Source organism: Enterobacter sp. ECC-175 (genome assembly GCF_043968675.1).
In the GTDB taxonomy this organism is placed as follows: domain Bacteria; phylum Pseudomonadota; class Gammaproteobacteria; order Enterobacterales; family Enterobacteriaceae; genus Enterobacter.
The window spans coordinates 2088604-2115594 of record NZ_CP143776.1; the positions used below are offsets into that span (position 1 = coordinate 2088604).

Genomic DNA, 26991 nt, shown 5'->3' on the forward strand with positions numbered 1-26991 from the left:
GCGGAGGTGCAACGTGGATGAACTGAGCAGAACGCTGTGCAGCAGCAGCTACGCAAAGGACAACGGCATCTTGTTTTACCACGACGAGGTCTTTGTCCGGGACGATACGCCGGCGTTTGCCCTGCTGGAGATGCGCCGGGTGCTGGGGCGGGCCTTCGTGCCCGTCATTCTCAGCGCGGAAGCATTCGAGGAGATGCTGACCAAAATCTGGCAGCAGAACAGCGGCGTCTCCCAGCAGATGGTGGACGACATGGACGCCGATATCGATCTGATGGCGCTGACCGAGGAGATCCCGGACAACGAGGATCTGCTGGAAAACGACGAAAACTCGCCGGTCATCCGCCTGATCAACGCCATTCTCGGCGAGGCGGTGAAGGACGGCGCGTCCGATATTCATATCGAAACGTTCGAGCGCACGCTGAGCATCCGCTTTCGCGTCGACGGCGTGCTGCGCCCGGTGCTGCAGCCCGCGCGCAAGCTCGCGCCGCTGCTGGTGTCGCGCATTAAGGTCATGTCAAAGCTCGACATCGCCGAAAAGCGCCTGCCGCAGGATGGCCGTATCTCGCTGCGCATCGGCCGCAAGGCGATCGACGTGCGCGTGTCGACCATTCCGTCGCAGTACGGCGAGCGCGTGGTAATGCGCCTGCTGGATAAATCCAACCTCAAGCCGGATATCAACAAGCTTGGGCTGATTGATGAAGAGCTGGAGAAGCTCAAGGGGCTGATCGACCGCCCGCACGGCATTATCCTGGTCACCGGACCGACTGGCTCCGGTAAAAGTACCACCCTGTACGCCATTCTGTCGGCGCTGAACGGCCATGAGCGCAATATTCTGACCGTCGAAGATCCGATCGAGTACGAGCTGGAAGGGGTGGGGCAGACGCAGGTCAACCCGCGCGTGGACATGACCTTTGCCCGCGGGCTGCGCGCGATCCTGCGCCAGGACCCGGACGTGGTGATGATCGGGGAAATTCGTGACGGCGAAACCGCGCAAATCGCGGTGCAGGCGTCGCTCACCGGTCACCTGGTCATGTCTACGCTGCACACCAACAGCGCGGCGGGCGCCATCACGCGCCTGCGCGACATGGGGCTGGAGTCATTTTTGATCGGTTCGTCGCTGCTCGGCGTCATTGCCCAGCGTCTGGTGCGTCGGCTGTGTACCCACTGCCGGACCACCAGTCCGCTGGACGCCAATGAAAAGGCGCTGTTCAGCTTTATGGAGACGCCGCCGAAGGCGATTTATCGCGCGGTGGGGTGCGAGCACTGCCGTCAAAGCGGCTATCAGGGCCGCGCGGGCATTCACGAGTTTCTGGTGGTGGATACCGCCATGCGTCGCGCCATCCACGAGGATAAAGACGAAATGTCCCTCGAAACGCAGCTGTTTAAGCAGGCCTACAGCCTGCGCGAAAACGGGCTGCTGAAGGTGATTTCCGGCGTCACGTCGCTGGAAGAGGTGATGCGCGTCACCGCCGAACGCGGGGGGGATGAGTAATGGCCCTCTACGCGTGGACGGCGACGGACATGGCGGGGAAAACCCGCCGCGGTACCCAGCAGGCCGAAGGGCAAAAGCAGGTGCGCCAGTGGCTGCGCGAGCAAAAGCTGATGCCGGTCAGCATCAACGAGACCCGCGAGAAGGCGGAGGCCGGCAAGGCGAAAACGGGCGTTAAGCTCTCGACGCCGGTGCTGTCGATGTTTACCCGCCAGCTGTCGACGCTGGTCAACGCGTCGCTGCCGCTCGAAAGCGCGCTGAAGGCAATCTCAAAGCAGACGGAAGATAAAAAGCTCGCGGCGATGGTGGTGGAGATCCGCGAAAAGGTAGTGGAAGGCCATACGCTGTTTGACGCGTTTAGCCAGTTTCCGCGCACCTTCGACAAGCTCTACTGCACCCTGGTGATGGCCGGAGAAAAAACCGGCCACCTGGGCGACGTGCTGGAAAAGCTGGCGGAGTACAACGAGCAGCGCCAGAAGATGAAAAGCAAGCTGACGCAGGCGATGGTCTACCCGATCACCCTGACGGTGGTGGCCATCGCGGTCATCAGCATCCTGCTGGTGGCGGTGGTGCCGCAGGTGATCGAACAGTTCACCCACATGAAGCAGCAGCTGCCGATCACCACCCGCACGCTGATCGCGGTGAGTGACTTCCTCCAGGCCTACGGCATGTATATCGTCGGCGCGCTGGTCGGCGGGTTTATCGGCTTTAAGGCCTGGCTTAAGAACGCCAAAAACCGCTTTAAGTGGAACAGCTGGCTGGTCAACGGATCGCCGATCAAAAAGCTGGTGTGCGCCATCAACAGCGCCCGCTACATCCGCACGCTGAGCATTCTTCAGGCGAGCAGCGTGCCGCTGCTGGAGGGGATGTATATCGCGATGGACGGTATCGAAAACCTCTATGCCCGGCAGGTGCTCGAGCAGGCGGCGGATACCGTGCGCCAGGGGGCCTCACTGTATGCCGCGCTGGATCAGGCGAAACTGTTTCCGCCCACCATGCTGTATATGATTGCCTCCGGCGAAGAGAGCGGGGAATTAGGCAATTTAATGGACCGCGCGGCGGAAAACCAGGAATCGGCTTTACAACATCGAATCACGTTAACGCTGTCGGTATTTGAACCGGCGCTGGTGGTGAGTATGGCGACGATTGTTTTATTCATCGTCCTGTCAATATTACAACCGCTTCTGCAACTTAATAATATGGTAGGTTAAATCATGGCTTTAAAACGTAAAAACCTGGCTCGCCAGGCGGGCTTCACCTTGCTCGAATTAATGGTGGTCATTGTTATTCTCGGCGTGTTGGCGAGTATGGTTGTGCCCAACTTAATGGGTAATAAAGAAAAAGCCGACGCGCAAAAGGCCACCAGCGATATTGTCGCGCTGGAAGGTTCGCTGGATATGTACAAGCTGGATAACCACCGCTACCCCACCACGGAGCAGGGCCTGCAGGCGCTGGTTACCAAGCCGGAAATCGCGCCAATCCCGAACGGCTACCGCGCCGACGGCTATATTCGCCGCCTGCCGCAGGACCCGTGGGGCAGCGATTATCTGATGGTGAGCCCGGGTGAGCACGGCGCAGTCGATGTATTTTCCGCAGGTCCGGACGGCGAAGCGAATACCGCCGATGACATTACCAACTGGTCTCTGGATAAAAAAGAGAAATAATGAAAAAACAACGCGGCTTTACGTTGCTGGAAATTATTCTGGCCCTGGTGATATTTGCCAGCTGCGCCATGATGGTGGTGTCAACCATACCTTCACGCAGCGGTGCGGATATATTTGGCCAGCAATTAAAAGCCCTCGTTGATTATGGCTCTGACCGTGCGGTAATGGATGGAAATATTGTCGGGCTGGTCGTGACCACCGATCAATATCAGCTGGTGACCCTGGAAGATAAGCAGGGCGAACGCCGCTGGGTGCCATTATCCGCCGGACGTATCACGACGAAAGGCGATTTTCCGCCCGACATGTACGTTTCGCTGTCGCCTCAGCGCCTGGCCGCTACGGTGGACAGCGAGCCGCAGGTGCTGTTTTTGCCTGACGGTGAGATCGGCCGGTTTACGCTCACCCTGCAAAGCCACGACAAGCAGCACCATTTTCGCGTGGTGTCGCAAGGAGCGGCGCCGGTATCGGTAGAAAACGATGACTAAGGGCAAGGCAAAGCAAAAAGGGATGACGCTGCTGGAGGTGATGGTCGCACTGGTGATCTTCTCCACCGCGGCGCTGGCGCTGATGAACTCCGTCTCCCTGAACGTCCGTTTCACCCACGGCCTGGCCGAAACGCTGCAGGCGAGCTGGGTGGCGGAGAACCAGCTCGCCGAGGCGCAGCTGACGAAGAGCGATTTCCCCGATGCGGAACAGCAGGGCACGGAAATCATGGGCGGGCGCAGCTGGAACTGGCGCAAGCAGCGGGTGAAAACGGCGGATAACCGCTGGGCGAACGCGATCCGCGTGTATGCCGAAGGCGACGAAAGCCAGCCCGCGATTGCCCTGCAGATTATCCCGCCGGGAGAGAGCAAGTGAATAAAACGCAGCGCCAGCGCGGGTTTACCCTGCTGGAGATCATGATTGCGCTGACCATTTTTGCCGTGATCAGCACGCTGGCCTGGCAAATTCTTGACGGGGCCATGCGCACCAGTTCGGCCACCGATGCCAGCGCGGCAAAGCTCAACCAGGTGCAGCGCGCCTGGAGCCTGCTGGAGCGTGATTTCTTTCAGCTCCAGCCCCGCGCGCCGCGCAACGAGCCGGATCTGTTTCGTCAGGACGGCGACACCGTCGAGCTGACCACGCTGAACGGCGTGAGCGGAACCGTGCAGCTGGAGCGCGTGCGCTGGCGGCTGGAAGAGGGGCGTTTATACCGTGACGTCTGGCCGGCGATTGACGGCCCGGCGGACGTGAAGCCCGACGAAGTGCCGATCGTTAACGAGGTGAAATCCCTTAGCTGGCGCTTCTACCGCAAGGGCTGGCTGAAAAGCTGGACGGACTCCGCGCACCAGCCGGACGGCGTGGAGCTGACGCTGACGATGAACAACGGCGATACGTGGCGCTGGGTGTTTACCACCCCGGGCGATGTGCCGCAGGCGGCCGCGCCGGAGAGTGCGCCCGCCCCAACGGCGGAGGCTGCGCCGTTGCCGGACGCCGCGCCCGCCCCGCAACCCGTGCCGGACGTGAAACCATGAACGCATTACGCAAACAACGCGGCGTTGCCCTGCTGGTGGTGCTGATCCTGCTGGTGATGATGTCCGCGCTGGCGGCGAAAATCAGCCAGCAGTTCTGCCGCAACCTGCAAAAGACGCACTACCAGGTCAGCCAGCAGCAGCTGCGCTGGGCGATGCAGGCCCAGGAAAAGGCGATCAAGGATCGCCTGCAGGAAGACGCCAGCGGCGAAAGCAAGGCGCTCGACCCTGAAGGGGCGTGGCATCAGCCGCTGGAGACGCAGGGCGACGACTACACGGTGGTCGGCCAGGTCGAGGACGCGCAGGACTGTTTTAACGTCAACAACCTGCTGGCAGTTGAAAAAGCCGCACAGGGGCAGGCGGAAAGCGCCGTGCCGCAAAAGCCGCGCAGGGAGCTGATTGTCGAGCAGATCCTCACCGACAGCGGCGTGAGCCATACCGCGGCGGAAGAGATCTATCAGCAGCTGGTGGACTACCTGGACGGAGACGCCACCACGAGTAAGGACGGGGCCGAGAGCGACGCCTGGTCGGGGCTGGTGCCCGCGCGTCAGCCCGCGAACCAGATGATGCGCGCCATCTCGGAGATCAAGCTGCTGCCCGCCTTTCCTGCAGCGGCCTACCCGAAGGTGAGCCGGCTGCTGTGCGCGCTGCCGGATTCGGCGAGCAAAGTGGACGTGAACACCCTGAAGCCGGAGCAGGCGGCCATTCTGGCGGCGATGTTCCCTGGAAAAATAACCCAGGACGACGCGGCGCGGCTGATTGAATCGCGCCCGGAAGCGGGCTGGGAAAACATGGAGGCGTTCAGCAAAGCGCTGGAGCAGACCTTCCCGCAGTTGAAGGATGATTTACCCCAGGTGGCCGACTTTCTCGCCATCAACAGCCGATATTTTCGCGTCAGCTACACCGGGAATACCGATGAGCTAACGCTTCGCGTGGTGAGCCAGCTTCAGGTGAATAATGAAGCCGGTGAAATTGTGACGTGGCAACGTCGTTACCGAATGATTGAATAACACAAGTTGAACGCTATGAAACAGGTGCTTTTTGTTCGTCCCGACAGTCGCGAGGACGGAAAGATTATGTGGTGCGAGTCCGGCAGTCAGGAGGTCATCACCGGTGAAGGCCGCGAGGCGCTGGATACGCTTGCGCAGCATCCCTTAGCCACGCGCGTCTGCCTGCTGCTGCCCGCGGGTGAAATGGTTTTCCGCCATTTTACGCTGCCGAAAAAGATGGCCTCGCAGGCTACGGCCTTCTCGTGGATGGCGGAAGAGACGCTGATCGGCGAGGTGGATAACCTTCACTGGACGGTGCTCAATAAAAAAGGGGCGGAGGTTGACGCGGTGGCGATTGATGCCGATCGCCTGCGCGGCTGGCTGGACCGTTTCCAGGAGGCCGGGCTAAAGGTGGTCCAGGCGCTGCCCGACGCCTGGCTGCTGCCGGTTGCCGCGGGCGGCAGCACGATCGTCGCGCTGGAGGACAACTACTGGCTGCGCCTGTCTTCCCACGTGGCCTGCGAGGTCGAGGCGGCCCTGCTGCCGCTGCTGATGCAAAAGGCGGGCGAGGGCGAGGTGGCCTGCTACGGCGAGGCTCCCGCCGGGGTTGAGGTGGATGAGCGCCTGGCCTGGGAGCATCCGCTACTGCTGATCCAGCCGCAGTGGGCGCACAGCCGCGTCAACCTGCTGCACGGTGCCTTTGGCGCTACAGCCTCTGCCGGTAGCGCAAAGCGCTTAAAGGCCGCCATCGCCGCGGCGGGGCTGCTTTCGCTGGGGCTGTTGCTGGGCCCGCGCGTCGCCATGGCGTGGATGCTGGTCCAGCAGGAGAACCAGATGCAGGAGGAAATAATGCAGGTCTATCAGCACCATTTCCCGAGCATGCGCCATCAGACCAACATCAAATACCACTTTGGCCAGAGCGTGAAAAAGCAGAGCAAGGGTATTTTTCTGCAGCTTGAGGATCTGGACACCGCGAAGCGGGCCGTTCCGGCAATGGAAATCAACCTGGTCGAGTACGACTACCCGAACAATACGCTGTCGCTTAGCGTCAGCGCGCAAAACCCGCAGGCGCTGCAGACGTTTGTCCAGCAGGCCAGCGAGAATTTTGATTTTACGCTACAGCCTGTTTCCAACAGCGCGCCGTATACCGCCATGATCTCAGGGAAATATAAATGAAAGCGCGAATCGCTCAATTAACATCACGTTATCAACAATACAGCACCCGGGAAAAAACGATATTGAAAGCAGGCATGGCCGCCTTGTGCTGTGCGGCCATTTATTATGGAGGCGTCGTTCCTTTGGATAATATGATTAAAGATAGTCAGTTGACATTAAAAAAACAGAGCGAAACGCTGACCTGGATGAGAGACGAAATTGATAAAAATCATCTTCCGGTATTACAGGTGAAAACGGATAACCCCAGAAGCGTTGTCGAAAACAGCGCGCACGAAATTAATATTTCCCTCACCGATATTCGCCAGGACGGTCAAACGCTGGCGTTCGTGGTGAATCGGATTAACGTTTATGAGCTGAAAAACTGGCTGCGTGAAATGAACCTCACGTCCGGCATTCGTTTAGAGAAAATGAACCTCACGCCGGTAGACCATTTAAGCGACGTGAAGGCCGATATTCAGCTCACCTGGAAAAAGGTGGCATGAATACGTTAATGCTGGTGCGGGAGAGTTGCCCGGCGGGATTCAGCGCAATGAGCGGCGTGCTGGGGGCGATCGTGGGCAGCTTTCTCGGGCTGGTGGCTGAACGCGTTCCGGCCATGATGATGGACGACGAGAGCCGCACAAACCTGCTCTTTCCCGGCTCGCACTGCCCCGCCTGCGGGCACTCGCTGAAGGCGTGGGAAAATATCCCGCTCGTCAGCTGGCTGGCGCTGCGCGGGCGCTGCAGCCACTGCCGTACGGCCATTCCGCTGCGGTTATTTTTAATCGAAGGCGTTACGGCGCTCTTTTTTGCCGTTTCGGCCTGGTGTATTGCCGATATTCAGGCGCTGTGCTCGCTTTGGCTGCTGGCGTCGTTCCTGCTGCCGCTGACGATGATTGACCGGGAGCACCAGCTGCTGCCCGACTGCCTGACGCAGCCGCTCCTGTGGGCCGGGCTGCTGATGCATGCCTTCTCTGGCAGCCTTCCGCTGCGCGATGCGCTGCTCGGCGCGGCGGCGGGATACCTGTCGCTGTGGCTGCTGTACTGGGGATTCAGGCTAACGACGGGCCGCGAGGGGCTGGGCTACGGTGATTTTAAGCTGCTGGCCGCGCTGGGTGCCTGGTGCGGCTGGCAGGCATTGCCGACTATCGTGCTTATTGCCGCACTGAGCGGTATTGCGGGTTATTTTCTGATGATTAAATCAGATAAAAATAACCTCATCATCTCTTTCGGACCGTACCTCTCTTTTGCTGGAATAACGGTATTCATTAGTCAGCTTCTCGTTATTAACGTTTGATTGGATGGTCAAGTTTTTTTAAAAATTTTTTCGACGAGGAAAGGGAAGGAAACCCTTTTGCCTCCGGTGTATCGTAAGGGATATAGGCAATAAGGAATTTGTGCTTGTGTCTTTTTATGGAGGAATACAGCGCGTCATCTCAATTTTAGTTTGAAATATTACGTCGTTTAATATTGTCAGTGAGATTTATATTCCATGTTTTAAAGGAAAGCATGGGTAACACATTTTCAAATAAATTTATCAGGAAATAAGAATGAAATTTATGAAGCCTAAATATCTGGCGCTTTTTGTGGCAGCAGCGTCCAGCTCTGTCTTCGCAGCGGCACCGGGTACGCCTTCTATCAGCAGCGGCAACGACAAGTTTGCCATTGTAGAAGTGGATCAGGCCGCGCAGGACTATAACAGCCTTGTGAAAGTGCATGACGGCGCTGACGTTAAGGTTGAGTGGAACGTCTGGAGCGGCGATGCGCCAACCTCTGCGAAAGTCCTGCTTGACGGCAAAACCGTCTGGAGCGGCGCGGGCAGCGCGTCCGGCTCGGCGACCTTCAAAGTGAAAAAAGGTGGTCGTTACCAGGAGCAGGTTGAGCTGTGTAACGCCAGCGGCTGCACCAAGAGCGCGAGCAAGCTGATCGTCGTTGCCGATACCGACGGTAGCCACCTGCTGCCGCTGAACGCAGCGATGCAGGAAAACAACAAATCCTTCAGCAAGCACACTGATAAAGTGGTTGCCGCCTATTTCCCAGAGTGGGGCGTATACGGCCGTAACTTCCCGGTAGATAAAATTCCTGCCGCTAACCTGAACCACATTCTGTACGGCTTCATTCCAATCTGCGGCGGCGACGGCATCAACGACGGTCTGAAAACCGTTGAAGGCGGTAACAGCTTCTCCGTGCTCCAGCGCGACTGTGAAGGCCGCCCTGATTACACCGTGGCAATCCACGACCCGTGGGCTGCGCTGCAAAAACCACAGTCCGGCGTCTCTAACTGGGACGACCCGTACAAAGGTAACTTCGGCCAGCTGATGGCGCTGAAAAAAGCCCACCCTGACCTGAAAATTCTGCCTTCTATCGGCGGCTGGACCCTGTCTGATCCGTTCTTCCACATGGGCGACTCCGCGATCCGCGCACGCTTCGTCTCCTCTGTTAAAGATTTCCTCAAAACCTGGAAATTCTTCGACGGCGTAGATATCGACTGGGAGTTCCCTGGCGGCGGCGGCGTGAGCGAAAACCTCGGCAACCCGCAGCAGGACAAAGCCACCTACACCGCGCTGATGCACGACCTGCGCGCCATGCTGAACGAGCTGTCTGCTGAAACCGGCCGTTCTTACGAGCTGACCAGCGCCATCGGTGCCGGTAAAGACAAGATCGAAGATGTGGATTACAACGCTGCCCAGCAGTACATGGACCACATCTTCCTGATGAGCTACGACTTCTACGGCGGCTGGAGCAACACCGATCTGGGTCACCAGGCGGCGCTGCGCGGCGCTGAGTGGAAGCCAGACACCAACTACACCACCGAAAACGGCGTTGACGCGCTGCTTGCTCAGGGCGTACAGCCGGGCAAAATCGTGGTGGGTGCGGGCATGTACGGCCGCGGCTGGACTGGCGTTCACGGTTACACCGGCGACAACCCGTTCACCGGTACGGCAACCGGTCCAGTGAAAGGGACCTGGGAACCGGGCGTCGTTGACTACCGTCAGATCGTTAACGAGTACAAGGGCAAGCCGGGTTGGGAATACAAATATGATGCGGCAGCAGAAGCACCGTACGTATTCAACAAGTCTACCGGTGACCTGATCACCTATGAAGACGCCCGCTCTACTGCCGCTAAGGGCAAGTACGTGATGGCGAAAAACCTGGGTGGCCTGTTCTCCTGGTCTATCGACTCCGATAACGGCGACATCCTGAACGCGATGAACGAAAGCCTGCTCGGCGGCTCAACGCCGGTTGAGCCTGTTGCGACCAACCATGCGCCGGTCGCCACTGCGGTTGACCAGTCCGTAACGGGCCCGGCAGCGGTAACGCTGGACGGTTCTGCTTCCAGCGACCAGGACGGCGATGCGCTGACCTACAAATGGACCCAGATCTCTGGCCCAACCGTGACCCTGGCGAACAGCACCAAGGCGAAGGCCACCTTCAACGTGGCTGCGGTCACCAGCAACCAGACGCTGGCGTTCCGCCTGACCGTGACGGATGCGAAAGGTCTGAGCAACTCTGTGGACGTGCAGGTTCTGAACAAAGCGCCAAAAGCGAACCAGGCCCCTGTCGTTAACAAAATCGACGCGGTTTCCCTGGAAGCAGGCCAGAGCTACACCCTGAACGCACAGGCTGCGGATCCGGACGGTGATGCGCTGACCTACTCCTGGAGCGTTCCAGCGGATATGCACGCGACCGGTACTAATACCTCCAGCGTTAACATCACCGCGCCAGACGTAAGCTCTGACTCCAGCTACACCCTGAGCGTTATCGTTTCTGACGGTAAAACCAGCGTGCAGTCCGATGTACAGGTTTCCGTATCGCCTAAAGCGGCTCCGGCCCCTGTTGACGAAGATACCAACCCGTCTGACGAAGGCACTCAGCCGTCTGACGAAGGCACTACCCCATCTGATGAAGGGACTACCCCATCCGATGAAGGGACTCAGCCAGCGGACGAAGGCACTGCAACCGGCAGCTGTGATAACCCAGTAGACGCCAATGCCAGCAAATACGCTGCATGGGACGCCAGCAAGGTTTACAACAACGGCGACACCGTCAGCTCCGGCAACCTGGTCTGGAAAGCGAAATACTGGACTCAGGGCAACAAGCCAGGCTTCGATGCTGACGCATGGGAACTGGTCAGCCAGGTGAAAATGAACTGGCGCTCTGACCTCGTCTACAACGGCGGTGAAACCACCACCTACAACGGTTCCGTATACCGTGCGAAATGGTGGACCCGCGGTGACAAACCGGGCAACAGCGACGTATGGGTGAAAGAAGGCGCGTCTGCGGACTGCAAATAATCTTCTGAACTAACATTGCGGGCGTAATATTCGCCCGCAATATCTGACCACGCCCCGCTTCGGGTGTGGTCAATTCTAAAATTAACAGTGACGTGCGCAAAAAGAGGATGGGATATAACGTAAGCAGGTGCATAAATGAAACGCATGATTTTATTATTACTGTTTGTCAGCCAGAGCGTGTTTGCAAACTGTTGGGATAAAGCGGCGCATTATTACCACGTCGACCCGTATTTATTATTTGCCATCGCTAAGGTGGAATCAGGAATGAACCCCAGAGCCGTTGGCTGGAACCGTGACGGTTCGCATGATGTAGGGCTGATGCAGATTAACAGCACCCATTTTGATGAATTAGAACGCCGCGGCATTGATGAACGCCGCCTTATTGTTGAACCCTGCACCTCCATCATGGTTGGCGCATCCATTCTCTCTAATATGATTAAAGTGTATGGCTATAACTGGGAAGCGGTAGGCGCGTATAACGCCGGGCTGAAAAAAGAGAATTATCCGAAGCGAATGCAATATGCCCACAAGGTGTGGAGTAAATATCAGGAAATAAAACAGCGTAACGCATATGTTTATTAATTTTTGTTTTTTGAAGAATACCGTTCAGTGTTCTTCAGAAAGTGAAAAGAACCGCACGCTCAGGTTTATTTATTAATGGACTAATACATAAGCCGTGTTTGCATTAACCATTGTTGCTTAAAAACAGGATTATTTGAGATGAACAAAAGGACTCTTCTGAGCTTACTCGTTGCAGGGGCATGCGTTGCTCCGTTTATGGCTCAGGCTGCTTCGCTGCAGGCGACCAGCAGCGAACCGTACACCATGAAAGCCAGCGATCTGGCGAAAAAAGAGAAGGAGCTGACGAGCTTCCCGCTGATGGCGTCCGTCAAGGAGACCATCCGCACGCTGGATAACGAGCAGGTTGAGCTGATTGAGCCAGGCCGCGCGGCGAATCCGGACAACGTGAAGCGCGTTGAAGGCATCGTGAAGGAGAGCGACTGGGAGTATCTGTTCCCGATGCGCGCAGCTTCTTATACCTATAGCAACTTCCTGAAGGTGGTGGGCAAGTTCCCGGCGCTGTGTAAGACCTATAACGACGGTCGCGACAGCGACGCGATCTGCCGTAAAGAGCTGGCAACCATGTTTGCCCACTTTGCGCAGGAAACCGGCGGCCACGAAAGCTGGCGTCCAGAAGCCGAATGGCGTCAGGCGCTGGTTCACGTCCGTGAAATGGGCTGGACCGAAGGCCAGAAGGGCGGCTACAACGGTGAATGTAACCCGGAAATCTGGCAGGGTCAGACCTGGCCTTGCGGTAAAGATAAAGACGGCGACTTCGTCAGCTACTTTGGCCGCGGCGCGAAGCAGCTCTCTTACAACTACAACTACGGTCCGTTCTCTGAAGCGATGTTTGGCACCGTTCGCACCCTGCTCGACAAGCCTGAGCTGGTGGCTGACACCTGGCTGAACCTGGCGTCCGCGATCTTCTTCTTCGCGTATCCACAGCCGCCAAAACCAAGCATGCTGCAGGTTATCGACGGCACCTGGCAGCCAAACGATCGCGATAAGGCGAACGGCCTGGTTCCAGGCTTCGGCGTGACTACCCAGATCATCAACGGCGGCGTTGAGTGCGGCGGCCCGACTGAAATTGCTCAGTCTCAGAACCGCATCAAGTACTACAAAGAGTTCGCGAACTACCTGAAAGTGCCTGTTCCGGCAAACGAAGTGCTGGGCTGCGCCAACATGAAGCAGTTCGACGAAGGCGGCGCGGGCGCGCTGAAGATTTACTGGGAGCAGGACTGGGGATGGAGCGCGGATACGCCAGACGGTAAGACCTACTCTTGCCAGCTGGTGGGCTACCAGACGCCGTTCAGCGCCTTCAAAGAGGGTGATTACACTAACTGCGTGAAGAAATTCTACAACGTTAACATCATCAACGACGACGGCTCTGCCACCAAGCCTGACGAAACGCCGGTAACCCCAGCGCCAACGCCGGCCGATGAAACGCCAGCACCAGCACCTGCGCCAACGCCGGATGAAACGCCAGCTGAACCGGCCGTGGTTAACCATGCGCCAGTGGCGCAGATCGCCGGTCCAATCGGCGCGGTTGAAGCCGGTGCACAGGTTTCCCTGAGCGCGGAAGGCTCCTCCGACCAGGACGGCAACCAGCTGACCTACACCTGGCGTTCCCAGGACGGCACCACGGTGACCGGCCAGGACAAAGCGGTAGTGACTTTCACTGCGCCTGAGTCCGCAACCGCGCAGCAGATTGAAGTCAGCCTGACCGTCAGCGACGGCGAGCTGAGCAGCACTACCACCTATCTGCTGAACGTGAAGGCTAAAGCCGCCACTCCGTCAAAAGACGAAGGCACCTCCGGTTCATACGCCGCGTGGAGCGCGAACAGCAAGTACAACGCAGGTGATATCGTGAACAACCACGGTAAACTGTTCCAGTGCAAACCGTTCCCGTACAGCGGCTGGTGTAACAACGCCCCGTCATACTATGAACCAGGCGCAGGTCTGGCATGGGCTGATGCCTGGACGGCTCTGTAAACAGCAAACGGCAACCGAAAGGTTGCCGTTTTGGTGTTTACACTTTCCCCTCACCCTAACCCTCTCCCCAAAGGGGCGAGGGGACAGATCGTGCGCGGTGTGATTTTCTTCCTCTCCCCATGGGAGAGGGGACAGACTGTGCGCGGTGTGATTTTCTCCCTCTCCCTGTGGGAGAGGGGACAGACTGTGCGCGGTGTGATTTTCTCCCTCTCCCTGTGGGAGAGGGCCGGGGTGAGGGCACCAAACTAGCGGTGAAGCTTCCCGTGATCGCGTAACCACGCTGCCGTGCGCACAATCCCCTCATCCAGCGTCACCACCGGCTTATACCCCAGCTCGTTCTGCGCGCGAGAAATATCCAGCGTGAAATCAAAGTTGAGCTTCGAAACGCCGTAGTGCGTCAGCGCAGGCTCTTTGGCGGATTTGCTGCCAAAGCGCTCCATGCTGCGGGCGATCATGTCCAGCATCGGATAGGGAACGGAGCGAATGCGGCACTGGATCTGCAGCTCGTCAATCAGCCTCTGGACGATGCTGCGCAGCGTGCACGGCTCGCCGTTGGTGATGTTATACGCCCGGCCTGAAACCAGCTTTTCGCAGTCCGGCTGGCTTGCCAGCCACATCGCGTGAACCGCGTTTTCGTAGTAGGTCATATCCACCATTGCATCGCCGCCGCGCGGCAGCAGCACGCTGCCGTAGTGGTGCATCATCTGCGCCAGGCGTGGGATAAACACCTTATCATGCGGCCCAAACAGGCTCTGCGGGCGCAGTACGGTAAAGCGGGTATGCGGGTTGGACTGCGCAAGCAGGTCGATAACCTCTTCGCTGGCGGCCTTGCTGCGGGCAAATTCGCAGGCAAAGCGCGCCGGACGGAAATCTTCCTGAATATCGCGGTGGTGGTGATAATCAAAATAGAGCGACGGGGAAGAGATATGGATGAAGTTACGCACGCCCCAGGCAACGGCCCATTCGCCCAGACGACGCGTTGCGCGCACGTTGGCGAGATCGAAGGCTTCCTGGGTTCCCCACGGCGAGGTGAAACTGGAGCAGTGCCACAGCGTGTCGATTCCGGCAAGCATCACCTTAGCCTGAGAGGAGACCAGCTCCGTCAGATCCGCATGGACAAATTCCGCGCCCATTTTTTGCAGCAGCTTGCCCATTGCCTCGTTGCGACCGGTTGCCCTGACGCTGATGCCTTTGTTGCGCAGAAACTCGACCGCGTTTCGGCCTAAGCCGCTGGTCGCACCGGTAACCAGTACCTTCATAACTGTCCACTGTGTTGAAAAGAATTTCGTGCGCATTCTTCCGTGAATTACGCGAGTATGCAATGGGAAAGGTGAAAGAATAAGAGTTTTAATTAGATATTTTAATGCTTTTGTTCTGCCAGCCGCGCAATGCGTTTTGCCATGCCGCGGAAGATAAACAGGTGCGCCGGGATCATAAACAGCCAGTAGAACAGGCCGGGCATGCCGTGCGGGTGCCACCACGCGCGAACGTCCAGCTCGCGATGGTCGCCTTTGTCTTTCAGCGTGAAGCAGAGCCGTCCAAGGCCCGGCGCCTTCATGCCAAACAGCAGCGCCAGCTGTTTTTCCGGCTCGACGATAATCACCTTCCAGCTGTCGACCGCATCGCCAACCTTTAAATAGGGATGAGCGGGGCGGCCCTTCGCCAGCCGGTGGCCGACGAGCAGGTCCAACGCGCCGCGCGTTTGCCAGAGAATATTGCCGAAGAAGTAGCGCTCCTTGCCGCCGATCTGGTTGATCACCTCCCACAGCGACGCCAGGCTCGCCTCGGTTTTCACCGTGCAGCCCGCCTGTTTAGGGTAGTAGCCGTACTCGGGCCGCCAGCGGGCAAAGGCCTGGGCGTCGTAGCCCCAGTCGCTGGAGTTCACCAGCTTTTCCTCTTCCTTCAGCGTCTTGCGCACCGCGTCGTCGAAGCGGATCAAATCCTGCGGGATCAGCGCGCGAAGCTCGCGATCGTCCGCCAGCAGATCGTGCTTAAGCCCCTGGATCAGCGCTTTCGCCGTGGTCGGCGGCACGGAGGTGATGACGTTTAAAAACCACACCGAGATCCAGCGGGTCGGGAAGGGGACGGGCACCAGAAGCCGGTGGCGGCCGCTGACCCGCATAAAATGTTCGAACTGCTCCTGGTAGCTCAGCACCTCGGGGCCTGCCGCTTCCAGCACGCGGTGCTGGTCTGCGGGATGGTTAAGCAGTTCCACCAGGTAATGCAGCAGGTTTTCCAGCGCAATCGGCGTGGTGCGTGAGCGTACCCAGCGCGGCGGCGTCAGCACCGGCAGGTTGTAGACCATATCGCGCATCACTTCGAACGCGGCCGAGCCTGCGCCGACGATGATCCCCGCCCGCAGCTCGGTGACGGGGACATTGGCGCTGCGCAGGGTGTCGCCGGTCAGCTGGCGCGCGCGCAGGTGGTCCGACTGCTCGTGCTCGGGCGCCTGCAGCGAGCTGAGAAAAATCACCTGCTTCACCGGCGTTTGCAGCAGCGCGTCGCGCACGTTCATCGCCACCTGGCGCTCGTGGGCGATGAAATCGCCGCCTTCGCCCATGCTGTGAACCAGGTAATAAAGCGTATCAACGCCTTCGAGCAGCGCGGGCAGCGTCTTCGGCCAGTTCAAATCGACGTTGTGGCAGGTGACGCCGGGCAGCTGCTGCTTTTGCAGGCGTTCCGTGCTGCGCGCCACGGCCAGCACCTGATGCCCCTGCTGGCCGAGCGCCGAGGTCAGATGTTGACCGATATACCCGCTGGCACCCAGCACCAGAATCCGTTGCGCCACGTTGCTCTCCTTTATTAAAGCTGTAAAAACGCCTGCCAGTGCTTCACGACTTCAGACAGCTGGTCGCGGCTGACGTCAAGATGCATCACCAGGCGCACCACCGGAGAGGCGTTGATCAGCACGCCGCGGGCCTTCATAAACTCGCCCAGCGCGGCGGCGTTTTCGTCGCCCACGCGCACGAACAGCATGTTGGTGTCGTGACGCATCACGTCCGCGCCGATCTCGCGCAGCTGCGCGGCCATCCACGCGGCGTTGTCGTGGTCATCCTTCAGACGCGCCACGTTGTTTTTCAGCGCATAAAGGCCCGCCGCCGCCAGAATCCCCGCCTGGCGCATGCCGCCGCCGGTCATCTTACGCCAGCGGTTGGCGCGCTTGATGTAGTCAGCGTTGCCGACCAGCAGCGAGCCGACGGGCGTCCCCAGCCCTTTGGAGAGGCATATGGTGAACGAGTCGCAATATTGCGTGATGTCTTTGAGTTCGCAGCCGTATTCCACCACCGCGTTAAAGATGCGCGCGCCGTCAACGTGCAGGCCCAGCCCGCGCTCGCGGGTAAATTCCCACGCCGCTTTCAGGTACTCGCGCGGCAGCACTTTGCCGTTGTGGGTGTTTTCGAGGCTCAGTAATTTGGTGCGGGCGAAGTGAATATCGTCGGCTTTGATTTTCGCCGCGACCTTATCCAGCGGCAGGGAGCCGTCCGCTGCGGCGTCAATCGGCTGCGGCTGAATGCTGCCGAGCACCGCCGCGCCGCCGGCTTCGTACAGGTAGTTATGCGCGCCCTGGCCGACGATGTACTCTTCGCCGCGCTCGCAGTGGCTGAGCAGCGCGACCAGGTTGGCCTGCGTACCGGTTGGCAGGAACAGGGCGGCCTCTTTGCCGCCCAGCTCCGCCGCGAAGCGCTGAAGTTCGTTGACCGTCGGGTCGTCGCCGTACACGTCGTCCCCGACCGGGGCGGCCATCATCTCGTCGAGCATGGCGCGCGTCGGCCGGGTTACGGTATCGCTGCGTAAATCAATCATGGCAAGTCCTTATGTTTAAAAAGGCAATGCCAGATGTTTTACCTGAGCCAGTTGGTTTTTGCTAGCTCCATCACCTCGTCGCCGCGTCCGCTGATGATGGCGCGCAGCATGTAGAGGCTGAAGCCTTTGGCCTGCTCCAGCTTGATCTGCGGCGGAATGGCCAGCTCGTCCTTGGCAACCACCACGTCCACCAGCACCGGGCCGTCGATGGAGAAGGCGCGCTGTAGGGCTTCGTCTACCTCCGAGGCCTTCTCCACGCGGATGCCGGTGATGCCACAGGCTTCGGCGATGCGGGCGAAGTTGGTGTCGTGCAGGTCGGTGCCGTCCGTCAGGTAGCCTCCGGCCTTCATCTCCATGGCCACGAAGCCCAGCACGCTATTGTTAAAGACCACGATTTTAAGCGGCAGCTTCATCTGCACCACCGACAGGAAATCACCCATCAGCATGCTAAACCCGCCGTCGCCGCACATCGCCACCACCTGACGCTCCGGCGCGGTAGCCTTCGCGCCCAGCGCCTGCGGCATGGCGTTAGCCATCGAGCCGTGGTTGAACGAACCGAGCAGGCGGCGCCTGCCGTTCATCTTCAGATAGCGCGCCGCCCAGACGGTTGGCGTGCCCACGTCGCAGGTGAAGATGGCATCGTCGTCGGCAAAATGGCTGATCTGCTGCGCCAGATACTGCGGGTGAATCGCCTTGTCGCTCGGCTTAGCGAGATCGTCCAGGCTTTTGCGCGCGTCGCGGTAGTCGCTTAGCGCTTTGTCGAGGAACTTGCGGTCGGTTTTTTCTTCCAGAAGCGGCAGCAGGGCGGTGAGGGTGGCTTTAATATCGCCGATCAGCGCCATGTCCACCTTGCTGTGCGCGCCGATGCTGCCGGGGTTGATGTCGATCTGGATGATTTTAGCATCGGTCGGGTAGAAGGCGCGGTACGGGAACTGGGTGCCGAGCAGGACCAGCGTGTCGGCGTTCATCATGGTATGGAAGCCGCTGGAGAAGCCGATCAGCCCGGTCATGCCGACGTCGTACGGGTTATCGTATTCGACGTGCTCTTTGCCGCGCAGGGCGTGGACGATCGGCGCTTTCAGCTTGCCCGCGAACGCCAGCAGCTCTTTATGCGCCCCCGCGCAGCCGCTGCCGCACATCAGGGCGATATTGCTGGAGTAGCGCAGCAGCTGGGCGAGCTTTCTCAGCTCCTCTTCGGCTGGCGTCACCACCGGCAGCGGCGCGGGATACCAGTGGCTGCTGGCGCTTTCCGGCGCGGCCTTCAGCGCCACGTCGCCCGGCAGAACCACCACCGAGACGCCGCGGTTGAGCACCGCCTTGCGCATGGCGATCGCCAGCACCTGGGGAATTTGCTCCGGCGAGGAGACCAGCTCGCAGTAGTGGCTGCATTCACGGAACAGCTCCTGAGGATGCGTCTCCTGAAAATAGCCGCTGCCGATTTCGGAAGAGGGGATGTGGGCGGCAATCGCCAGCACCGGCACGCGGTTGCGGTGGCAATCGAACAGGCCGTTAATCAGGTGCAGGTTGCCCGGCCCGCACGACCCGGCGCAGACGGCCAGTTCGCCCGTCAGCTGCGCCTCCGCGCCTGCGGCAAACGCGGCGACCTCCTCATGGCGGGTAGGCATCCATTCGATTGTTTTCATTTTATTGAGGCTATCGCTCAGCCCGTTCAGGGAATCGCCGGTCACGCCCCAGATGCGCTTAACGCCCGCCTGGTCGAGGGTTTTAGCTATATATGCAGCCACGGTTTGTTTCATGGGTGTCCATCTCCTTTAAGTGATCTCGCTTACAAGCTTAGAAGAAAGAAAGCGGCTTGCCCGGCAGAAGATGCGCAGACCCTTTTTTTTGCGTGATTTGTAATCTATTGATTTGTATAGCGGGAAAAGAGAGCGCTGAAAAAAGGGTTTACTGGCGAAAATGCGTGGGTTGTATTTATTTTACAAGGAGATAAGCGTAGATTGGTCCAGTTCACTGCCGAGCAGGCAGCTTAGAAAATAATAGGGCCACTTAAAAGTAGGAACTTCGTGTTCACTGCCGAGCAGGCAGCTTAGAAACGCATAGATAATGCAAAACCTGTCGACCCGTGGTTCACTGCCGAGCAGGCAGCTTAGAAAGCTTCAAACCCCCTGCTAAGCCGGGTCTTTCGGTTCACTGCCGAGCAGGCAGCTTAGAAACTTGTTGTCGCTACGCCGACGCTGCAGCAATAGTTCACTGCCGAGCAGGCAGCTTAGAAATCCTGGTCCTGGTGCTGTTGCTCCAGCTTCTAGTTCACTGCCGAGCAGGCAGCTTAGAAAAGTAAGAAACTTATAATCGTTATCAGCTATATGTTCACTGCCGAGCAGGCAGCTTAGAAAACGACGGCGCGCTGTACAGCAAGCGCAGAGACGTTCACTGCCGAGCAGGCAGCTTAGAAACAAATCAAAATCGCTGCCGGCCATAATCAGCTGTTCACTGCCGAGCAGGCAGCTTAGAAAGACGGCTGCTTCGCTTGTGCGCCAGTTTTCCAAGTTCACTGCCGAGCAGGCAGCTTAGAAAAAAAATAGGCGACCCGGTGACTGTTATTTCAGGTTCACTGCCGAGCAGGCAGCTTAGAAAGTTTGCTGTGTGTAATGGCGCATCATTCCGGTATTCACTGCCGAGCAGGCAGCTTAGAAATCACAGACAGAATAGAGCGAGAACTCGCGATGGTTCACTGCCGAGCAGGCAGCTTAGAAATCCGCGCCCCCTTTGAATGACGGCAGCACAGCGTTCACTGCCGAGCAGGCAGCTTAGAAACGAAATCCGAAGGGGTTTGACGGAGCCTGGCGGGTTCACTGCAGTTCAGGCAGTTTAGGAAATAATCGAATCTATGCGATCGGTATCATTCGCACTGCCGTACAGGCAGCGCTGTATCAAGCAAGTGCAGAACCTAAAAGCCCGGCAGCGATATCGCTAACCGGGCTTTTGGTTTGCGCTGGCGGCTTACGCCAGAACCAAATCACCCTGCGGATGGCACGAGCAGGCGAGCACGTAGCCTTCGGCGATTTCCGCGTCCGTCAGCGTCATGGTGCTGCTGACGGTATAGTCCCCGGACACCACTTTCGTTTTGCAACAGCCGCACACGCCCGCGCGGCAGGCGGCCGCGACCGGCACCTTGTTGCTTTCCAGCGCTTCCAGCAGCGTGGTGCCCACGCGGCCAAAGAAGGTTTGCGCAGGCTGCAGCTTAGTGAACCTGATGCCGCTGGTGGCCGCTTCCGCCACCGGGGTGAAGAACTGCTCTTTGTAGAAGCGCGTCACGCCCAGCGCCTTCACCTCTTTTTCCACGATATCCATATACGGAGCCGGGCCGCAGGTCATCACGGTGCGGGAGGCAATGTCCGGCACGCTTTGCAGCAGCTCGCGGCTCAAACGGCCCGGCACAAAACCGTGCGTGGCGTTATTTTCCGCCACCAGCGTCACCGGGTAGTTGCGCCACTCGTCGGCAAAAATTACGTCCTGCGGTGAACGCACGCTGAAAATCACCAGCACGTCGGCCTGCGGGCGGTTTTTCGCCAGCCAGCGGCGCATTGACATAATCGGCGTCACGCCGCAGCCCGCCGCCAGCAGCAGGAACTTATCTTCCGCTTTGTCGTCGCAGGTGAACTCGCCCTGCGCGTCTGAAAGCCAGATATAGTCCCCGCGCTTCACGTCGCGCGTCAGCCACTGAGAGCCTGCGCCGTCATCGATGCGGCGCACGGTGAGGGTAATGTACTCGCTTACGCCCGGCGTGGAGGAGATGGTGTAGGCGCGCAGGGTGTCCGCAGCGTTGCGCACGCTGACCAGCGCATACTGGCCCGCGCGGTACGGGTAGTAGTCATGGCACAGCAGCGAGAGCGTCCAGACGTCCGGCGTCTCCTGATGGATGTGGTGAACCTGCATCCGCCACGGGCACTGTGAGGTTGGCATCGTCATCAAAAACTCCTTATGCGCTCAGCAGCTGTTTCATGTCGTCTTCTACGTTCGTCACCGAACGCAGGCCAAATTTCTCGTTCAGCACGGCCAGCAGGTCCGGCGTCAGGAAGCCCGGCGCGGTAGGGCCGGTCACGATATTGGTCACGCCGAGAGAGAGCAGGGTCAGCAGAATGACGATGGCCTTTTGCTCGAACCAGGAGAGCACCAGCGAGAGCGGCAGGTCGTTCACGCCGCAGCCCAGTTTTTCCGCCAGCGTGACCGCCAGAATGATGGCCGAGTAGGCATCGTTACACTGGCCGGCATCCACCAGGCGCGGCAGCCCTTCGATGTTGCCGAAGTCGAGCTTGTTGAAGCGGTATTTGCCGCAGGCCAGGGTCAGGATCAGGCAGTCTTCCGGCACGCGGGTGGCGAAATCGGTGAAGTAGTTACGCTCGCCGCGCGCGCCGTCGCAGCCGCCGATGAGGAAGATGTGGCGCAGCTTCTCGCGGCTCACCAGGTCAATCAGGGAATCCGCCGCGCCCAGCAGGGTCTCGCGGCCAAAGCCGACGGTGATGAGGTGCGGAATTTCGCTGTACGGGAAGCCCGCCATCTGCTGCGCCTGCGCAATCACCGGGCCGAAATCGTCGCCTTCGAGGTGGCTCACGCCCGGCCAGCCGACGATGCTGCGGGTCCAGATGCGGTCGTCGTACGCGCCCACGGTTGGGTCGATGATGCAGTTAGAGGTCATCACGATCGGGCCCGGGAAGCGGGCGAACTCCACCTGCTGGTTCTGCCAGCCGCTGCCGTAGTTGCCGATCAGGTGCTTGAATTTACGCAGCTCCGGGTAGCCGTGCGCGGGCAGCATTTCGCCGTGGGTATAGACGTTTACGCCGGTGCCTTCGGTCTGCTTCAGCAGGTTATAGAGATCCTTCAGGTCGTGGCCGGAAATCAGGATGCATTTGCCTTCGGTGGCCTTCACGTTGACCTGCGTTGGCGTCGGGTGGCCGTAGGTGCGGGTTTCACCGGCGTCGAGAATGCTCATTACGCGGAAGTTCATCTGGCCGATTTCCATGGAGCACTCAAGCAGCGCATTCATGTCGGCAGGCCACGTGCCCAGCCACGCCATGATCTTGTGATACTGCGCGTAAATATCGTTGTCGTACTGGCCGAGAACGTGCGCGTGTTCCATATAGGCCGCGGCGCCCTTCAGGCCGTACAGGCAGAGCAGGCGCAGGCCGAGAATGTTCTCGCCAATCGCCGCTTTGTCTTTGTTTGGGGTAAATTCCGCCGCCTGGCGCTGCAGCTCGCCGAGGTCGTCGCTGACCAGCTGAAGCCCGGCCATCGGGTTATCCACCGCGGCGTTGGCATCCGCGCTCAGGCACCGCGCCTTCAGCGCTTCGCGCAGGGCGATGGCTTCACGGGCGTAACCGACGATACGCGGAGAGTCAAAGTTGACGTTGGTCAGCGTGGAGAAAAAGGCGCGTGGCGCAAAGCTGTCGACGTCGTGGTCGACAATCCCGTATTCGCGGGCTTTAAACGCCCACGCGGACAGCCCCTGCAGCGCCGCGATCAGCAGATCCTGCAGGTCTGAGGTTTCTGCGGTTTTACCGCACATTCCCTGCGCGTAGGAGCAGCCGTTGCCTGCCGGGGTACGGATGGTTTGTTCACATTGCACACAAAACATAATCACACCTGTTAAAGTTATATTTGATATACATGTTTAAGATTATGCCCGTGCCGGGACGGAGAAAAGTGCTTTCTGCTACAAAAGAGAGGGAGATTGATTTAGCGCAATTTTGGCGGCAGGGACGCTACCGCCAGAGAGGTATCAGGCTGAGAAAAATGCCATCAGAATCGGGACCAGCAGGCTCAGAATAAAGCCGTGGACGATGGCGGCAGGCACCATCTCAATGCCGCCGGAGCGTTGTAAAACGGGCAGGGTGAAGTCCATTGAGGTGGCACCGCACAGGCCGAGCGCCGTCGAGCGGCTGCGGCGCACCAGGCCCGGGATCAGCATAATGGCGATCAGCTCGCGCGCCAGGTCATTGAAGAAGGCGGCGCTGCCGATGACCGGGCCGAAGGACTCGGTGAGCAGGATCCCGGAAAGAGAGTACCAGCCGAAGCCCGATGCCATCGCGAGGCCCGTTTTGATCGGCAGGTCGAGAATTAAGGCGTTTATGACGCCGCCAATCAGCGAGCTGGCGACCACGACCACTGCCACAATCATTCCCCGACGATTGAGGACAATCTGTTTTAGCGTCATGCCGTTATTGCGCAGCTGAATGCCGATCAGGAACAGCAGGAAAATCAGGGTATATTCGCTGGCCTGCGTTGCGTGCTGTAAAAATGCCCATCCGGTTAAGCCGAGCAGAAAGCCGAGCACCACCACGCCGCACAGCTTTAATGATTCCAGCGCCATGGCTATACGTGAGGGTAATTTTTCCTGATGGTGGTGGTTTTTCCACGGAATAGACCGTTCGAGCCAAAAAAGCGCGGCAATATTGCACAGCAAAATAACCACAACGGTGACCGCGGAATAATGAAGTATAGAGAGTAAATTGGCCGACAGGTTATCGAGGAAGGCCAGGCTTATTCCCATAAAGAAAAGAATGACGTAGACAATCCAGCTGAGAAAACGGTTGATCAGCCTTAATGCCGATTCACGCCGCAGCGGTATAAGGTAGCCCACGATCAGGGGCAAAAGAATAATGAGGAGTCCTGAAAACATGAACGGCCTTTCCTTTTGAGTATCTTTAAGCGCCAGAGACACTACCCAATAAAGGCTGCCCAGTAAAGCCACAAAAAAAGCCGGGGGGCGGTTACGCCTTACCCGGCTCGTGCGTGCGGTCCGTTGCCCTCTCCCACGGGGAGAGGGAGGGAATGATTAATCGCGTTTTTCCAGCAGGGTGCGGTACAGCACGCCGCCCAGGATACCGCCGACGATTGGCATCACCCAGAACAGCCACAGCTGCTCAAGCGCCCAGCCGCCCTGGAAAATGGCGACCGCGGTGCTGCGCGCCGGGTTGACGGAAGTATTGGTTACCGGGATTGAGATCAGGTGAATGAGCGTCAGCGCCAGGCCAATCGCGATCGGCGCGAAGCCTGCAGGCGCGTGCTTGTCCGTTGCGCCGTGGATCACTAGCAGGAAGCCCGCGGTCAGCACGATTTCAATCACGATGGCAGAGAGCATAGAGTATCCGCCCGGTGAGTGCTCGCCATAGCCGTTAGAGGCAAAGCCGCTGGCGGCAGCATCAAAGCCTGCTTTACCGCTGGCAATAACGTACAGCACCGCTGCGGCTATAATGCCGCCGATCACCTGGGCAATAATATAGCCAATCACCTCTTTTGCCGGGAAACGGCCGCCGGCCCACAGGCCGAGGGTAACGGCCGGGTTGAAATGACCTCCGGAAATATGCCCCACGGCAAATGCCATGGTTAATACCGTCAGGCCAAAGGCCAGCGCGACGCCGACAAATCCAATACCTAATTCCGGAAATGCCGCCGCAAGCACCGCGCTACCGCAGCCACCAAACACCAGCCAGAATGTACCAAAGCATTCTGCCGCTAATTTTCTAAACATAACCACCTCAAAAAATAAACTTCCGCACGCTTTAAAGCGCACGGCCTATATCGTCATAAAGGGATGACGACTCAAAGAGCCAATATTTTAGAAACCATTAACATCCCTTCGCCAGTTAAATAAATTCAATTAATTTGATTTTAGGCAATGTGATGTCGTTCCTTGTTCGAACGGGTGGTAAAAAAAGCATAGACCAATTTCGGAGCGGTAGTATCTTGCTCCGTTAGCATTATTTCAAACGAAACCGTGTAGGGAGAATCTGAATTTTATCGCCCAGCGTTAAATAATCGACGCGTATGGGTATGTCCTGCCGGGCGCCCTGCCGCTATACTGCTGATAACTTGAAGGAAAAAGTGTTCATTTTGCGGGGGATTTATGCTTCTCGAACGTGTAGAAATTGTCGGGTTTCGCGGTATAAACCGCCTGTCGCTGCAACTTGAGCAAAATAATGTTCTGATTGGGGAGAACGCCTGGGGTAAGTCCAGCCTGCTGGACGCATTGACCCTGCTTCTCTCGCCGGACGATACCCTTTATCACTTCACGCACGACGACTTCTGGTTTCCGCCGGGAGACGTCGCCGGGCGCGAGAAGCACCTGCACATCATTCTGACCTTCCGCGAGTCTGAGCCCGGTCGCCATCGCATTCGCCGCTTCCGACCGATGTCGCCGTGCTGGGTGCCATGTGAAGACGGCTATCATCGTCTTTTCTACCGCCTGGAAGGTGAGATGGCGGAAAACGACAGCGTTCTCACCCTGCGCGAGTTTCTCGACCAGAAAGGCAATCCGATCCCGCTTCAGGACATCGACGAGCTTGCCCGCCACCTGATCCGGCTGATGCCGGTCCTGCGCCTGCGCGACGCGCGCTTTATGCGGCGCATTCGTAACGGCTCCGTGCCCAATATGCCGGACGTGGAGGTGACCGCCCGCGAGCTGGATTTTCTGGCCCGCGAGCTGGTTTCCCGGCCGCAGAACCTCAGCGACGGGCAGATCCGCCAGGGGCTGTCTGCGATGGTCCAGCTGCTGGAACACTACTTCTCCGAGCAGGGAACGTCTCAGTCCCGCCACCGCCTGATGCGCCGCCGCTCGCACGACGAGCAGCGCAGCTGGCGCTATCTCGACATTATTAACCGGATGATTGACCGCCCCGGGGGCCGCACGCACCGGGTGATCCTGCTGGGGCTTTTCTCCACGCTGCTGCAGGCGAAGGGCACCGTCCGCCTCGACCGGGACGCGCGGCCGCTGCTGCTGGTGGAAGATCCTGAAACGCGCCTGCACCCGATCATGCTCTCCGTCGCCTGGCACCTGCTCAACCTGCTGCCGCTGCAGCGGATCGCCACCACCAACTCCGGCGAATTGCTTTCGCTGACCCCGGTGGAGTACGTTTGCCGCCTGGTGCGTGAGTCTTCGCGCGTAACGGCCTACCGGCTGGGGCCGGGCGGGCTAAACGCCGAGGACGGGCGGCGCATTGCGTTCCACATCCGCTTCAACCGCGCATCGTCGCTGTTCGCCCGCTGCTGGCTGCTGGTGGAAGGCGAAACGGAAACCTGGGTCATCAACGAGCTGGCGCGCCAGTGCGGCCACCATTTTGACGCGGAAGGGATTAAGGTGATCGAATTTGCCCAGTCGGGGCTCAAGCCGCTGATCAAGTTTGCCCGTCGGATGGGCATAGAGTGGCACGTGCTGGTGGACGGCGACGAGGCGGGCAAGAAGTACGCCTCCACCGTGCGCAGCCTGCTGAACAACGACCGGGAAGAAGAGCGCGATCATTTGACCGCGCTGCCCGCCATGGACATGGAGCACTTTATGTACCGTCAGGGGTTTGACGACGTATTCCACCGTATTGCAATGGTGCCGGTCGACGTGCCGATGAATATGCGCCGGGTGATTGCCAAAGCGATCCACCGCTCGTCGAAGCCCGACCTGGCGATTGAGGTGGCGGCGGAGGCGGGCAGGCGCGGCGTGGAATCCGTTCCGACGCTGCTGCGCAAGATGTTCTCCCGCGTGCTCTGGCTGGCGCGCGGAAGGGCCGACTAGCGCTCGCT

Annotated in this window: 22 protein-coding genes and 1 CRISPR repeat array; of the genes, 14 read left to right on the forward strand and 8 right to left on the reverse strand. The window is 58.8% G+C overall.

The genetic code is table 11. The annotated features are described in order from the left end of the window. Positions 1-13 precede the first annotated feature (13 nt). From gspE to V1599_RS09945, 13 genes are all read left to right on the forward strand, one after another. Entirely contained in the window at positions 14-1492 is a 1479-nt protein-coding gene (gene gspE / locus V1599_RS09885) for a type II secretion system ATPase GspE (protein ID WP_112012259.1), read from the forward strand. Further along, a complete protein-coding gene (gene gspF, locus V1599_RS09890; RefSeq protein WP_395301465.1) occupies positions 1492-2700 on the forward strand; it encodes a type II secretion system inner membrane protein GspF in 1209 nt (402 codons plus the stop codon). The genes gspE and gspF overlap by 1 nt, the downstream gene beginning before the upstream one ends. Positions 2701-2703: 3 nt before the next feature. Then, positions 2704-3153 carry a type II secretion system major pseudopilin GspG gene (gspG, locus tag V1599_RS09895; protein ID WP_112012261.1) on the forward strand — a complete coding sequence of 150 codons (450 nt, stop codon included), beginning with the start codon at positions 2704-2706 and terminating at the stop codon, positions 3151-3153. Then, on the forward strand, positions 3153-3638 hold the full coding sequence (gene gspH / locus V1599_RS09900) for a type II secretion system minor pseudopilin GspH (RefSeq protein ID WP_112012262.1): 486 nt from the start codon (positions 3153-3155) through the stop codon (positions 3636-3638). Before gspG ends, gspH begins: the two co-directional genes overlap by 1 nt. Next, positions 3631-4011, forward strand: coding sequence for a type II secretion system minor pseudopilin GspI (gene gspI / locus V1599_RS09905; protein WP_112012263.1), 381 nt, complete (start codon positions 3631-3633; stop codon positions 4009-4011). The genes gspH and gspI overlap by 8 nt, the downstream gene beginning before the upstream one ends. Continuing rightward, positions 4008-4667 (forward strand): type II secretion system minor pseudopilin GspJ, encoded by a 660-nt coding sequence (gspJ, locus tag V1599_RS09910; protein ID WP_297118810.1) that lies wholly within the window; start codon positions 4008-4010, stop codon positions 4665-4667. Before gspI ends, gspJ begins: the two co-directional genes overlap by 4 nt. Beyond that, positions 4664-5674: a type II secretion system minor pseudopilin GspK gene (gene gspK / locus V1599_RS09915; protein WP_297118808.1), complete on the forward strand. Its 1011-nt coding sequence runs from the start codon at positions 4664-4666 to the stop codon at positions 5672-5674. The genes gspJ and gspK overlap by 4 nt, the downstream gene beginning before the upstream one ends. A 15-nt stretch (positions 5675-5689) precedes the next feature. Then, positions 5690-6829 carry a type II secretion system protein GspL gene (gene gspL, locus V1599_RS09920; RefSeq protein ID WP_112012266.1) on the forward strand — a complete coding sequence of 380 codons (1140 nt, stop codon included), beginning with the start codon at positions 5690-5692 and terminating at the stop codon, positions 6827-6829. After that, positions 6826-7311, forward strand: coding sequence for a type II secretion system protein GspM (gene gspM / locus V1599_RS09925; RefSeq protein ID WP_112012267.1), 486 nt, complete (start codon positions 6826-6828; stop codon positions 7309-7311). The genes gspL and gspM overlap by 4 nt, the downstream gene beginning before the upstream one ends. After that, complete coding sequence (locus V1599_RS09930; RefSeq protein WP_297118803.1) at positions 7308-8105, forward strand: A24 family peptidase; 798 nt, start codon at positions 7308-7310, stop codon at positions 8103-8105. Before gspM ends, V1599_RS09930 begins: the two co-directional genes overlap by 4 nt. Positions 8106-8358: 253 nt before the next feature. Then, positions 8359-11103, forward strand: a complete 2745-nt coding sequence (locus V1599_RS09935) for a glycosyl hydrolase family 18 protein (RefSeq protein ID WP_395301466.1) — start codon at positions 8359-8361, stop codon at positions 11101-11103. 135 nt (positions 11104-11238) lie between these two features. Continuing rightward, entirely contained in the window at positions 11239-11685 is a 447-nt protein-coding gene (gene iagB, locus V1599_RS09940) for a type III secretion system invasion protein IagB (protein WP_112012270.1), read from the forward strand. Positions 11686-11823: 138 nt separating this feature from the next. Continuing rightward, a complete protein-coding gene (locus tag V1599_RS09945) occupies positions 11824-13656 on the forward strand; it encodes a glycoside hydrolase family 19 protein (RefSeq protein ID WP_395301467.1) in 1833 nt (610 codons plus the stop codon). A 245-nt stretch (positions 13657-13901) separates the two neighbouring features. Here V1599_RS09945 and V1599_RS09950 read toward each other — a convergent pair whose 3' ends face one another. The 8 genes from V1599_RS09950 to aqpZ all read right to left on the reverse strand — a co-directional run bounded on the left by V1599_RS09950 (position 13902) and on the right by aqpZ (position 24949). After that, on the reverse strand, positions 13902-14915 hold the full coding sequence (locus V1599_RS09950; protein ID WP_395301468.1) for an NAD-dependent epimerase/dehydratase family protein: 1014 nt from the start codon (positions 14913-14915) through the stop codon (positions 13902-13904). Positions 14916-15016: 101 nt separating this feature from the next. After that, positions 15017-16444, reverse strand: a complete 1428-nt coding sequence (locus V1599_RS09955) for a DUF2867 domain-containing protein (protein WP_395301469.1) — start codon at positions 16442-16444, stop codon at positions 15017-15019. Positions 16445-16458: 14 nt separating this feature from the next. Continuing rightward, complete coding sequence (ltaE, locus tag V1599_RS09960; protein ID WP_395301470.1) at positions 16459-17460, reverse strand: low-specificity L-threonine aldolase; 1002 nt, start codon at positions 17458-17460, stop codon at positions 16459-16461. Between the two features lie 38 nt (positions 17461-17498). Next, a complete protein-coding gene (gene poxB / locus V1599_RS09965) occupies positions 17499-19217 on the reverse strand; it encodes a ubiquinone-dependent pyruvate dehydrogenase (protein WP_112012275.1) in 1719 nt (572 codons plus the stop codon). Positions 19218-19426: 209 nt separating this feature from the next. Beyond that, positions 19427-20296: a CRISPR direct-repeat array (repeat unit 28 nt; unit sequence GTTCACTGCCGAGCAGGCAGCTTAGAAA). 125 nt (positions 20297-20421) lie between these two features. Further along, on the reverse strand, positions 20422-21390 hold the full coding sequence (gene hcr / locus V1599_RS09970; protein ID WP_395301471.1) for an NADH oxidoreductase: 969 nt from the start codon (positions 21388-21390) through the stop codon (positions 20422-20424). Positions 21391-21400: 10 nt separating this feature from the next. After that, positions 21401-23053, reverse strand: coding sequence for a hydroxylamine reductase (gene hcp, locus V1599_RS09975; protein ID WP_395301472.1), 1653 nt, complete (start codon positions 23051-23053; stop codon positions 21401-21403). Between the two features lie 144 nt (positions 23054-23197). Next, positions 23198-24097, reverse strand: coding sequence for a lysine exporter LysO family protein (locus V1599_RS09980; protein WP_395301473.1), 900 nt, complete (start codon positions 24095-24097; stop codon positions 23198-23200). A gap of 156 nt (positions 24098-24253) precedes the next feature. Then, positions 24254-24949 (reverse strand): aquaporin Z, encoded by a 696-nt coding sequence (gene aqpZ, locus V1599_RS09985; RefSeq protein WP_112012308.1) that lies wholly within the window; start codon positions 24947-24949, stop codon positions 24254-24256. Positions 24950-25324: 375 nt separating this feature from the next. Here aqpZ and V1599_RS09990 point away from each other — a divergent pair, with 375 nt between their 5' ends. Further along, entirely contained in the window at positions 25325-26983 is a 1659-nt protein-coding gene (locus V1599_RS09990) for an ATP-dependent endonuclease (RefSeq protein ID WP_112012279.1), read from the forward strand. The last annotated feature ends 8 nt before the right edge of the window (positions 26984-26991 follow it).

What these genes read in the sequence shown, in the direction of transcription:
- hcr (WP_395301471.1), bottom strand. Translation starts at nt 21,390, where the DNA reads ATGACGATGCCAACCTCACAGTGCCCGTGGCGGATGCAGGTTCACCAC.
- poxB (WP_112012275.1), bottom strand. Translation starts at nt 19,217, where the DNA reads ATGAAACAAACCGTGGCTGCATATATAGCTAAAACCCTCGACCAGGCG.
- V1599_RS09950 (WP_395301468.1), bottom strand. Translation starts at nt 14,915, where the DNA reads ATGAAGGTACTGGTTACCGGTGCGACCAGCGGCTTAGGCCGAAACGCG.
- aqpZ (WP_112012308.1), bottom strand. Translation starts at nt 24,949, where the DNA reads ATGTTTAGAAAATTAGCGGCAGAATGCTTTGGTACATTCTGGCTGGTG.
- gspM (WP_112012267.1), top strand. Translation starts at nt 6,826, where the DNA reads ATGAAAGCGCGAATCGCTCAATTAACATCACGTTATCAACAATACAGC.
- iagB (WP_112012270.1), top strand. Translation starts at nt 11,239, where the DNA reads ATGAAACGCATGATTTTATTATTACTGTTTGTCAGCCAGAGCGTGTTT.
- gspG (WP_112012261.1), top strand. Translation starts at nt 2,704, where the DNA reads ATGGCTTTAAAACGTAAAAACCTGGCTCGCCAGGCGGGCTTCACCTTG.
- gspL (WP_112012266.1), top strand. Translation starts at nt 5,690, where the DNA reads ATGAAACAGGTGCTTTTTGTTCGTCCCGACAGTCGCGAGGACGGAAAG.
- hcp (WP_395301472.1), bottom strand. Translation starts at nt 23,053, where the DNA reads ATGTTTTGTGTGCAATGTGAACAAACCATCCGTACCCCGGCAGGCAAC.
- ltaE (WP_395301470.1), bottom strand. Translation starts at nt 17,460, where the DNA reads ATGATTGATTTACGCAGCGATACCGTAACCCGGCCGACGCGCGCCATG.
- V1599_RS09980 (WP_395301473.1), bottom strand. Translation starts at nt 24,097, where the DNA reads ATGTTTTCAGGACTCCTCATTATTCTTTTGCCCCTGATCGTGGGCTAC.
- gspK (WP_297118808.1), top strand. Translation starts at nt 4,664, where the DNA reads ATGAACGCATTACGCAAACAACGCGGCGTTGCCCTGCTGGTGGTGCTG.
- gspH (WP_112012262.1), top strand. Translation starts at nt 3,153, where the DNA reads ATGAAAAAACAACGCGGCTTTACGTTGCTGGAAATTATTCTGGCCCTG.
- V1599_RS09935 (WP_395301466.1), top strand. Translation starts at nt 8,359, where the DNA reads ATGAAATTTATGAAGCCTAAATATCTGGCGCTTTTTGTGGCAGCAGCG.
- V1599_RS09990 (WP_112012279.1), top strand. Translation starts at nt 25,325, where the DNA reads ATGCTTCTCGAACGTGTAGAAATTGTCGGGTTTCGCGGTATAAACCGC.
- V1599_RS09945 (WP_395301467.1), top strand. Translation starts at nt 11,824, where the DNA reads ATGAACAAAAGGACTCTTCTGAGCTTACTCGTTGCAGGGGCATGCGTT.
- gspI (WP_112012263.1), top strand. Translation starts at nt 3,631, where the DNA reads ATGACTAAGGGCAAGGCAAAGCAAAAAGGGATGACGCTGCTGGAGGTG.
- V1599_RS09930 (WP_297118803.1), top strand. Translation starts at nt 7,308, where the DNA reads ATGAATACGTTAATGCTGGTGCGGGAGAGTTGCCCGGCGGGATTCAGC.
- gspF (WP_395301465.1), top strand. Translation starts at nt 1,492, where the DNA reads ATGGCCCTCTACGCGTGGACGGCGACGGACATGGCGGGGAAAACCCGC.